The sequence below is a fragment of the Oleiphilus sp. HI0061 genome (genome assembly GCF_001635675.1).
The window spans coordinates 1-10,355 of the sequence record NZ_LWFE01001017.1; the positions used below are offsets into that span (position 1 = coordinate 1).

9 protein-coding genes are annotated in these 10,355 nt (G+C 46.4%); 4 read left to right on the forward strand and 5 right to left on the reverse strand.

Going from position 1 to position 10,355, the window contains the following annotated elements; genetic code table 11:
- Positions 1-163: 163 nt before the first annotated feature.
- The gene (locus A3735_RS12600; RefSeq protein ID WP_082865380.1) at positions 164-454 is read left to right on the forward strand and encodes a TfoX/Sxy family protein; all 291 of its coding nucleotides are present in this window, start codon (positions 164-166) and stop codon (positions 452-454) included.
- A 567-nt stretch (positions 455-1,021) separates the two neighbouring features.
- Here the strand turns inward: A3735_RS12600 and hypE are convergent.
- Genes hypE through hypB form a run of 5 tightly spaced genes read right to left on the reverse strand, consistent with a single transcriptional unit; the run spans position 1,022 to position 6,529 of the window.
- On the reverse strand, positions 1,022-2,062 hold the full coding sequence (hypE, locus tag A3735_RS12605; RefSeq protein WP_068554356.1) for a hydrogenase expression/formation protein HypE: 1,041 nt from the start codon (positions 2,060-2,062) through the stop codon (positions 1,022-1,024).
- 14 nt (positions 2,063-2,076) lie between these two features.
- Entirely contained in the window at positions 2,077-3,237 is a 1,161-nt protein-coding gene (gene hypD, locus A3735_RS12610; protein ID WP_068511833.1) for a hydrogenase formation protein HypD, read from the reverse strand.
- On the reverse strand, positions 3,227-3,451 hold the full coding sequence (locus A3735_RS12615) for a HypC/HybG/HupF family hydrogenase formation chaperone (protein WP_068554170.1): 225 nt from the start codon (positions 3,449-3,451) through the stop codon (positions 3,227-3,229). Before A3735_RS12615 ends, hypD begins: the two co-directional genes overlap by 11 nt.
- 23 nt (positions 3,452-3,474) lie before the next feature.
- The gene (gene hypF, locus A3735_RS12620; RefSeq protein WP_068554355.1) at positions 3,475-5,823 is read right to left on the reverse strand and encodes a carbamoyltransferase HypF; all 2,349 of its coding nucleotides are present in this window, start codon (positions 5,821-5,823) and stop codon (positions 3,475-3,477) included.
- Positions 5,807-6,529: a hydrogenase nickel incorporation protein HypB gene (gene hypB, locus A3735_RS12625; protein WP_068554351.1), complete on the reverse strand. Its 723-nt coding sequence runs from the start codon at positions 6,527-6,529 to the stop codon at positions 5,807-5,809. The genes hypF and hypB overlap by 17 nt, the downstream gene beginning before the upstream one ends.
- 96 nt (positions 6,530-6,625) lie before the next feature.
- Here hypB and A3735_RS12630 point away from each other — a divergent pair, with 96 nt between their 5' ends.
- The 3 genes from A3735_RS12630 to A3735_RS12640 all read left to right on the forward strand — a co-directional run.
- Complete coding sequence (locus A3735_RS12630) at positions 6,626-7,531, forward strand: patatin-like phospholipase family protein (protein WP_068554350.1); 906 nt, start codon at positions 6,626-6,628, stop codon at positions 7,529-7,531.
- A gap of 278 nt (positions 7,532-7,809) precedes the next feature.
- Positions 7,810-9,774, forward strand: coding sequence for an acetate--CoA ligase (gene acs / locus A3735_RS12635; protein WP_068554348.1), 1,965 nt, complete (start codon positions 7,810-7,812; stop codon positions 9,772-9,774).
- 137 nt (positions 9,775-9,911) lie between these two features.
- Positions 9,912-10,355: response regulator transcription factor (locus A3735_RS12640; RefSeq protein ID WP_068638134.1), on the forward strand; the 444-nt coding region annotated here is incomplete at its 3' end.

Below are 10,355 nucleotides of genomic sequence, written 5' to 3' on the forward strand. Positions count from 1 at the left end.
GATCGGACTTACCCCTTTGTGAAACGCTCTAAAGCAAAAGTTCACGAAGCAAATTTGAATTACGATTTTATTGAAATGCCGGGTGGGCACTGTTTTATGCAAGAACAGCCTGAGCGCACGGCGCAAGAGATCAAACAAAAACTACGATTTAGTTTGTAGGTTTATGATGCGTTTAAGAGATCTAAAAGGCTTGGGTCCAAAAAGCGAAGCGGACTTGCTTGCTGTTGGCGTCTGTTCTGTAGAAGAGTTAAATCGGATTGGTCCCATTGAAGCATTTCTCAAGCTTAAAGCCTCGAATGATAAAGTCAGCCTAAATTTTCTGTACGCTTTAGTTGGTGCTGTTAAAGGTGAACATTGGCTAGACGTGGCCCGGCGAGAGAAGTCTTATTTGCTTAGCGAGTTAGATGGTTGCCAAGAGCTGGAGAGGATGTTTTCTCAAGATACTACGACTTAAGCAAGTTAGAGCCTTATGGTTATTCATTAAAAAGCATTTGTTAAAGAAGAAAGAAGTGAACTTCTTGAGCTACGTTAAAGTCTGCATTTAAGACTCTGACAACTCTAATAGGGTGCGCCATGCGCACCTCTGAACTCCGTGGCTCAAACAAACATAAATAGGGGTGGCCAAACCAATTCCCCCAGGCCTGTAGGCAGAGCCTTCCACGGCTCGCATGAGGGCTAGCACGAGGTTGATCAAGCGAGAGGTGGATCCTATGCCTACGGAGGAGACGATCAAACTCCGCTGGTGCGCACGGCGCACTCTATTGATATAGAAACGTCAGCTTTTGGCACTACTTTGTCACACATAACCATCAAAGCAATAAATCGCAGCCAATAAAAAACCCGACTAAAGAGTCGGGTCAAAGAAAATCATGAAATCTGTTTCCGAAACCGTGGGCCTGAATCGCTGTTCCGTACTTCGATGATGTAATCATATGACAGGTGATGCCTTGGGTCTGTAGCAAAAGTTTTGCGATGTGTAACATTTGATTAACAAGATCTTTTTTGAGTTGTGAACTGTTACCTAGCAAATTCTCGGTAATTGGTCAGCGTAACGCCACTCAATCAGGCGTTTACCGCCAAAGTTTGTAGTGAGTTGAATCAGCTCGTTTTCATCTTTGATTAGTTCGCCAATGATTTCAGCATCTCGACCTTTAGGGTGTTGTTTCATCACTTGCAGCAGTTGTTTCGTCTGCTCAGCTGGGCAGATTGCAACAAGTTTACCTTCGTTGGCAATATGCAGTGGATCTAAGCCTAGTAGTTCAGCCGTTGCGGCGACTTCAGGTTTAATAGGAATGTTTGCCTCTTCCAGGCTAATACCTAAAGCTCTGCCTTGGCATAGTTCGTGTAAAACCGCAGCGAGTCCACCTCGGGTTGGGTCGCGCATACAGCGAATAGCGGGGGCAGCTTCCAGCATGCTTTCAACCAGATCATTCAGCGCTTGTGAATCAGACTTTAGAGCGGATGAAAAGTTCATACCTTGCCTTTGAGACATAATGCAGGTGCCGTGATCTCCCAGGGTTCCGCTGATAATGACTTTGTCACCAGCCTTTATATTCACAGGTGATAAGTTGATGTCTTCAGGCAATGCGCCTATTCCTGTGGTGTTGATGTAAACACCGTCACCATGGCCTTGCTCTACCACTTTCGTATCACCGGTAACGATTTTAACCCCAGCCTCTTGGGCTGCCTCAGCCATAGAGTCGACAATGCGTTTTAGTTCAGAAAGCGGGAAGCCTTCTTCTAGAATAAAGCCAACACTTAGGTAGAGGGGCTGGGCACCTGACATGCAGACGTCATTGACTGTGCCGTGCACCGCTAAACTACCGATATTCCCGCCAGGGAAAAATAAAGGGGAGATGACATGGCTGTCGGTGGCCATGGTAATGCGAGACTGTGGTAGTGAAAGTGTTGCTTGATCAGACTTTTCTTGTAGGTAGCTATTATCGAAAGCTGGCAAAAAGAGTTCATCAATTAATGTGGCTGACGCTCGGCCACCACTTCCATGAGCCATCTCGATGAACCCATCCTTGAAATCCAGTGTGCTTGAGGTTTTGTTAGTCATTGGCGGGGCTCTGTCTACTGGGTGTTGGGTTGATAGCGATAGTAAGCTGCGCACGCGCCTTCAGATGATACCATGCATGAGCCAAGCGGGTTTTCAGGGGTGCAGGGCTTGTTAAATAGTTTGCATTCGTAGGGTTTTTTTTGCCCCGTCAAAACGGCAGGGCATTCACAGGCTTTGTTGTCAGATGCGATGTCATTGCCGTTTTTTGCGAACGTATCCTTATAGATATACTCGGCATCAAATTGTTGATATTCCTCTCGCAGCTTTAAAGCGCTGTCAGGCATTTCTCCGAGGCCTCGCCATTCGAAACTCTGTCGAAGGTCTAGGTACTTCTTGGTCAGTGCCTGTGCTTTCTGGTTTCCCTCAAAGCTTACTGCGCGCGTATATTGGTTTTCAACCTGGCAGGTGTTTCGGTTAATTTGGCGAACAAGCATTAAAATAGACTGAAGGATGTCCAAGGGTTCAAAGCCGGAAATGGTAATGGCTGTCTGGTAATGTTTGGCAAGTTCAAGATAAGGGCGTTCACCAGTGATAACGCTTACGTGGCCTGGGCCAATTAAACCATCAAGTACTCTAGTTCCAGCTTGTTTAGCTGGCTCTAGAATACCGGTGATTGCCGGAGGTGTCAGTACGTGGTTGCAGTAGATAAATAGGTTTTTAATATTGGCTTTGACAGCGGCGTCGAGCATAGCAACTGTAGGAGGCGTTGTCGTTTCGAAGCCAACAGCAAAGAATACGATATCCTTGCCAGGGTTATCTTGAGCCAGTGTTAGTGCTTCGAGCGGCGAGTAGAGCATGCGCACATCAGCTCCTTGGGCGCGTGCTTTTAACAAGCTCATTGTTTTGCTGCCGGGTACGCGCAACATATCACCATAAGAGCAGAGAATCGTATTTGGCTGCAGTGCGAGCGAGATAGCATTATCGATCGCGCTAATGGGCAGGACACAAACAGGGCAGCCGGGCCCATGGAGCAAGTCGATATTTTCAGGAAGTAAGTCAGGGATACCATAGCGAAAAATGGTATGCGTGTGACCACCACAAAATTCCATCAAGCGATAGCGTTTATCACTCTGTACTTCATTGGCAATGTTTTGGCAGAGCTTCTTGGCGAGTGAGCCTTGTCGAAACTCGCTGATATACTTTAGCTCTGGTGAGGCTTTTGTTTTAGCGCTCATCAGCCTCTCCTTGTGCAAAGAGCGCTAGTGTTCGTTTGGCCTCTTCTTCATCCAGCTTATTGAGAGCATAACCAACATGTAAAATAACATAATCGCCGACATGGACATCTTCGACTAGTGCCGTCGAAATCTTGGTCTTCACACCGCTTAGCTCAACGATCGCTTGTTCATCATCGAGAAGTGTTTCAATTTTTACCGGAAGTGCAAGGCACATGGTGCTGAGAGTCCTTAGTTATTTTACCAATGGCTCAAGTAAGCTTGACCCAGAGCGATGCCACCGTCGTTGGCGGGCAGCTTGATAGGGAAATATACCTTAAATCCCTGTGAAGTTAAGTGTTCGTTAAGCGATTCTCTGAGAAGCCGATTTTGGAAGCAACCTCCTGAGCAATAGACCGCTTTAGTCTGGCGCTGTTTGCTTGATTTCTCTAACCAACGAACGAGACCATCGACTAACTCGCGATGGAACAAGTATGCAGCCTGAGGTTTATTCTCCATAGCGCTTAAATAAGGAAGAAGCGGGCTAAGTAAGAGTTGGTTTTTCTCATCGATTTTGACAAGAGATTGAACGTGGTCCCTGGAGGCTGATCGAGCCAAAGACTCCAACTCTGCAGCGGCTTGCCCTTCATAAGTACACTCTTGGCGAACGCCGATTATTGAGGCGGCTGCATCGAACCACCTGCCTGCACTGCTCGTAAAATGGTGCGTTCCATTCAGAATGAAATGACTAGTGAGCTCATTCTTGAGGCTATCTGCGTAAGCTTCGAATGCCTGTTCCCTACTTGTTTTTGCCAATAGATTTGCACCAGTTCGCCAGATTTCCCGTGTGGCGATATCGCCACCAGGAATCGCTATTTTCTCAAGGTGTCCGATACGTTCTATCTGCTTCGAGTCTACATAGAATAGCTCACCACCCCAGGCTTGATTATCGTCTCCCAGGCCATTTCCATCGAGTATTAAAGCAAGCGCGGGTAGTTTTGCTTGGCCTGTTTGTTCTGCGAGTAAGGATGTCAGGTGAGCGTGATGGTGTTGAACTTTTATTAGGGGCGAGTTGCTTTTCTGCGAGTTCTTTTCAGCGAAGTGAGTACTTACATAATCTGGGTGAAGGTCTGCGCAGTATTGATCAATCCTATTGCCAAAAAGGTGTTGATAATGCGCGATGTTAGTCTGGAAACGCAGGTAGTTTTCTGGCTTGTCTAACTCGCCATGATAGGGCGATATATAGGCTTTATAGCCTTGAGTTAAGCAAAAGGTATTCTTTAAATGGGCCCCGCACGCAAGAGTGTGTGCTTGCCGATCTGCCAAAGCTATCGAGGCGGGAACTAGCCCACGAGAGCGTCTGATTAGTGCTTTGGGCTCACCTGCTTGGATTACTGAATCATCTGAAGGCGCGACAATATCCCGGTTGTTTAGCAAAGCGTAGTCAGCTAAGGAGGCAAGTCGCTCGATACACTTGTCGTTGTCATAAACTATGGGTTCATCAGGAAGGTTGGCGCTGGTCACGAGTAGTTGATAGTTTTGTGCTTCTTCAAGCCAATTTATTCCTTTTGGCCTGCCAAGCAGGGCATGAAAAATTAGATAATGAAGCGGGGTATAAGGCAACATGCAGCCCAAGTCACTTAGGTTCGGTGCGAGCCAATCTTCCTCTTCTTGCTTAGAGTCAGGCTTTAAACTTCTTTTCTTAGGCAGAAGTACAATCGGTGCGTGAGAAGAATTCAGCTCGTGAAGGCTTGCTCTGTCTAGCTCGACTATGGGCTCAAGTGAAGGCGTATTCAAGGCCATGAGGGCAAAGGGTTTATCAGGGCGTTGCTTAACTTTTCTTAGCCGCTTAATACTCTCAGAATTTTTGGCATCGCAAATTAAGTGGAAACCACCGATGCTTTTTATAGCAATAATAGCGCCTTGCTTTAATTGTTCGGCGCAAAAATCGATTAGTGCCTGATTCTGTTCTAGAGGCAAACGAATACCTTTCTTATCGACTAGCGCTAATTGTGGTCCACAGTCATTGCAGGCATTGGTTTGCGAGTGGAAGCGTTTGGCATTTGAGGGAGTGGAATATTCGTGCTGACAGGTACTACACATGTCGAACTTTGCCATACTGGTGTTGTCTCGGTCGTAGGGCAGATCGGCAATAATGCTGTAGCGTGGTCCACATTGAGTGCAGCTTATAAAAGGGTGAAGGTAACGACGGTTATTTGTGTCAAATAGTTCATCTAGACAAGAGGAACACAGTGCCAGGTCAGGGGATACTTCTGGTGCATTTGTCGATAATGATAGGCTATTGGAATCAGTTTCTGACTCTATGATTGAAAAGCTAGTGGCTGAGATTTGAGGGCTAATACGCTCAAGCTCAATACTCTCCACCTGAGCCGCAGAGGGCTTTGTTGCTAGAAGCTGATTACGGAATTCATCAAGGTGGGCTTGTTCCCCGGTTAATACAATTTCAAGGCCCGAGGAGGAATTTCGGACTGAGCCCGTCAGTGAAAGCGAGTGAGCGAGCCGATAAACAAAAGGCCGAAAGCCAAGGCCTTGTACTCGCCCGCTTACTTTCAGGCGAATACTTGCCGAGTCACTATCTTGTTGGTGCATGTTGATTGAGCCAGCTTAACCACTCTTCCATCCCGTCGCCTGTTTTGGCGGATAGAACGATAAACTTAATATCCGGGTTGATACGACGCGCATATTCGATGCTTTTATCGACATCAAAATCGACATAAGGAAGGAGGTCAGACTTATTGATTAGCATAAGTGAAGAAGCTTTAAACATGTCAGGGTATTTAAGCGGTTTATCTTCGCCTTCCGTGACCGATAAGACCACGACCTTGCTATGTTCTCCTAAGTCGAAAGCAGCGGGGCAAACGAGGTTGCCGACGTTTTCGATAAAAAGAATATCGTGCTCTGCCAGCTCAAGCTTTTTCATGGCATGTCCAACCGCATGAGCATCGAGGTGGCAGCCTTTTCCAGTATTGATTTGAATTGCCTTGGCACCGCTGTCGATGATTCTCTGCGCGTCATTATCTGTTTGCTGGTCGCCTTCAATAACACAGACTCTTTTGTTTCCCTTAAGGGGCTCGATCGTAGCGGTGAGTAGGGATGTTTTCCCGGAGCCTGGACTTGAAACCAAGTTTAAAGCGAGCACTTTATTTGAGGCAAGCAGGGCTCTATTCTTTTCCGCATAGCTATCATTCTTGGCAAGCAGGTCTTGTTCGACCTCAATCAGCCTAGAGTCAGTGTCGTGCTCATGCTCATGTTGATGAGAGTGAGAGGGAGTAGAGCAGCCGCAGGTTGTGCACATGGATATCGATTCTTGTTAGTAAGCTGATAAACATCATAGTAAATGAAACTCGCTCTGGTTAGAATTGCCTCAGGTCAAATATAAGAAACTTAATTTATGAAATGGAACCCTTTTAATCAGAGTATCGGGCTTGCGTTGGGCGGCGGCGCAGCAAAGGGTATTGCTCACATTGGCGTGCTGCAGGTACTGGAAGAGCGAAATGTAGAGATCGATTATATTTCCGGCACCAGTATTGGGGCTTTAGTCGCGAGCTACTATGCCTTCGGTAAGTCGATAGACGAGATCAAGAAAGTGGGCGAGGATATGAGTTTCAGCTCGATGGTCGGTTTGTCGATTCAACGCAAAGGTATCTTCACCACCAAAACCATTCACGAGATGATTTTGCAAGATATCGGTAATGTGGATATACAGGATGCTCGTATTCCTTTGGCGATTTGTACTACCGATATTCATACCGGTGAGAAGGTCATATTAAGATCAGGGAACTTGGCCGATGCGGTGTGTGCGTCAGCGGCAGTGCCAGGGATTTTTGTGCCGGTAGAAATTGAAGGTAGGTCGTTGGTTGATGGGGGTATCACTGAAAACGTACCCGTTTCAGCACTTGAACAGATGGGTGCGGGTATTACTATCGCTGTTGATTTGAATGGCGTGAGTCGCTATCAAGAACCTAAAGATATGGTCGCTATAATGGGGAATGCTATCGATATCGCAATTGATCAGCGTACCAAGGAGCAGTTGAAGAGGGCTGATTTGGTCTTGTCATTTGACTTGGCTAAATATAGTCGGTTTGGTAACCACGAACAGTTTGCGCCGGTATTCCAATATGGATACGACTTCACCGTAAAGAAGATATCACGCTTGTTCTGGTATCGGAAAATACGGCTTTTATATTTTCTTAGCGAGGTCCTGAAAGTGATTATTCCTCTCAAGGTGCCTATCATTCTGAACTTCAAAAGCTATTTGACCAGGCGGAGAAAGAAGATTCTTTCTAAAGTAGACTAATGCTTATATGAGAGCGAAAATACCGTGGAATTGAGAGCTGTGGTATGAGTTTATTGCGAGTGTCATTTGATGGGTGAACATTATCACTAGTCTGGGTTGTTTGTTCAATTGATGAAACAAACACTGAAGTCGGTTGTGCTATTTCTTTAGTTTATTGTCCAGAGAGCTTTAGACCATAGTCTAGTGCTCGACCAAGGTCTAATTGGCGGCGGCCAGAATATGTTGACAATAAGAGTTATATCTACTTACTCGGTAACATAGACTTCAAGGAGCCTGTCATGAGCTTAGCTGCCCAGAATAACTACACTACCTCTAATTCAACCAGTGATTTTGTGCCAAACATCGATAAAGTTGGCTATCAGAGCCTGTATCAAATGTCGATAGAGAAGAATGAAGACTACTGGCGAAAAGAAGCTGAGCGCTTGTATTGGGATAAACCCTTCACCAAAGTCAAAGATGTCTCATTTGCAAAAGATGACTTACATATTTCATGGTATGAAGATGGAGAGCTGAATGTTTGTTACAACTGTGTAGACAGGCATTTAGAAACGCGAGCAGACCAGGCAGCCATAATTTGGGAAGCCGATGAACCGGGCCACAGCAAGACAATTACCTATCGAGACTTACATCGAGAGGTGTGTCAGTTGGCTAATGGCCTGGAATCTATGGGAGTAGGTAAAGGTGACCGTGTCGTACTGTATATGCCTATGATTCCCGAGGCATCGTATGCGATGCTGGCGTGTGCTCGTATTGGTGCCATTCATTCAGTGGTATTTGGTGGTTTTTCGGCAACAGCTTTAGCAGATCGCCTGGATGATTGTGAGGCAAAAGTCGTGATTACGGCGACAGAGGGTGTGCGTGGTGGGAAATCTATCCCGCTTAAGTCAAGTGTGGACGACGCGCTGGAGATATCCAAACGTAATACTGTCAAAAATGTACTGGTTGTTGAAACAACCCATAACACAGGTTCAACTCGTCATAACTGGGACGTTGACTATCGTCGCTTGGTGGCTGAGCAAGCTGACAAGCATACAGCCGTTCCGGTAAATGCTGAAGATCCATTGTTCATTCTTTATACCTCTGGTTCTACCGGTAAACCAAAAGGTTTACAGCATTCCAGTGGTGGATATTTGACTTATGTGACGTCGACCTACTACTACACATTCGACCATAAAGAAGGTGATGTGTTCTGGTGCTCGGCAGATGTTGGCTGGATTACCGGCCATAGTTACATCGTTTATGGACCCTTGGCGAATGGTGCCACAACGCTCATGTATGAAGGCGTTCCCAATTATCCGAGTATGGGGCGCTTTGGTGAAGTAATTGATCAGCACAAGGTGACAGTTTTCTATACAGCGCCGACGGCTATTCGTACCTTAATGGCTAAAGCGGACGAAGCGACTGGGTCTAGTAAACGTGATTCACTGAGAATTCTTGGTACCGTAGGGGAGCCGATTAACCCGGAGGTATGGCGTTGGTATTATACTGAGTATGGCCATAGCAAATGTCCGGTTGTTGATACATGGTGGCAAACTGAAACGGGTGGTCAGATGATGACGCCTTTACCCTATGCAACAGAATCTAAACCGGGGTCTGCCTGTCATCCACTATTTGGTATACAAGCAGAGTTGGTAGATACCAATAGTGATATTCTCCAAGGTGAAACGAGTGGTCATTTGGTTATTATGGACTCCTGGCCGGGGCAGGCTCGTACCATCTGGAATGATCACGCACGGTTTATCGAAACCTATTTTTCAACTCATGACAATATGTACTTTACAGGCGACGGTGCCAAGCGAGATGCTGATGGCTATTTCTGGATTACCGGGCGTGTTGATGATGTCTTGAATGTTTCAGGTCATCGCTTAGGAACCGCTGAATTAGAGAGTGCTTTGGTGTCTCATCCTGATGTGGCGGAAGCAGCTGTTGTTGGTTATCCACATGATATCAAAGGTGAAGCTATCTATGTTTACGTGACGCCGATGGATGGAGTTGAACTTGCAGCCAATGCAACGGAGTTACTGAAGCAACATGTGAGAGTCGAAATGGGGCCCGTTGCGACTCCTGAGCTGATTCAGTGGGTCGATGCCTTACCCAAGACGCGATCTGGCAAGATCATGCGCAGGATCCTTCGCAAAATTGCTGCAGATGACTTTGGCAACTTGGGGGATACCTCAACGCTGAACGACCCTTCAGTAGTTGATGTGCTGATCGAGGGTCGTTTGAACCGCACTGACTCATAACTATAGGGTTGCTCGAGGGGAGATGAAAGGCATTATCTACCCCTCGAAAATTATGACCAGTCAGGCTATGCTGTTCTCCAAGGAACGTATTCTAATAATAAACATTGAACAGACATTCAATCCTGTTCGGAGAACTTATGTACCATTTTCATATCGCAGATGATCATCCACTTTTTCGCAGTGCCTTGTTAGAAATTATTAACGCCCACTTTGAAAACGTTACGATCACTGAATCGTCTGACCTGGAGACGACTCTGGCAGCCATTGCTGAAGACCCGGAGCTAGACCTTTTACTACTTGATCTGCATATGCCCGGCAGCCAAGACCTATTTGGCTTGGTGACAGTACGTGAGAAATTTCCTTCAATTCCGGTTGCTGTCGTGTCTGCTCGTGAAGATGCCGAGACGATAAGTCGCTCAATTGGTCATGGTGCAAGCGCTTATATTCCTAAATCAGCGTCGCCAAAAACTATCTATGAAGCATTGCAGTGCGTGACTGAGGGTGAGAAGTGGGTGCCTGAAGAAGTGCGCAGCCGCCTAAGGCGAATCGATGAAGAAGAGATGGACCTGGCTACCAAGATT

What these genes read in the sequence shown, in the direction of transcription:
- A3735_RS12615 (WP_068554170.1), bottom strand. Translation starts at nt 3,451, where the DNA reads ATGTGCCTTGCACTTCCGGTAAAAATTGAAACACTTCTCGATGATGAA.
- acs (WP_068554348.1), top strand. Translation starts at nt 7,810, where the DNA reads ATGAGCTTAGCTGCCCAGAATAACTACACTACCTCTAATTCAACCAGT.
- hypE (WP_068554356.1), bottom strand. Translation starts at nt 2,062, where the DNA reads ATGACTAACAAAACCTCAAGCACACTGGATTTCAAGGATGGGTTCATC.
- A3735_RS12630 (WP_068554350.1), top strand. Translation starts at nt 6,626, where the DNA reads ATGAAATGGAACCCTTTTAATCAGAGTATCGGGCTTGCGTTGGGCGGC.
- hypB (WP_068554351.1), bottom strand. Translation starts at nt 6,529, where the DNA reads ATGTGCACAACCTGCGGCTGCTCTACTCCCTCTCACTCTCATCAACAT.
- hypD (WP_068511833.1), bottom strand. Translation starts at nt 3,237, where the DNA reads ATGAGCGCTAAAACAAAAGCCTCACCAGAGCTAAAGTATATCAGCGAG.
- hypF (WP_068554355.1), bottom strand. Translation starts at nt 5,823, where the DNA reads ATGCACCAACAAGATAGTGACTCGGCAAGTATTCGCCTGAAAGTAAGC.
- A3735_RS12600 (WP_082865380.1), top strand. Translation starts at nt 164, where the DNA reads ATGATGCGTTTAAGAGATCTAAAAGGCTTGGGTCCAAAAAGCGAAGCG.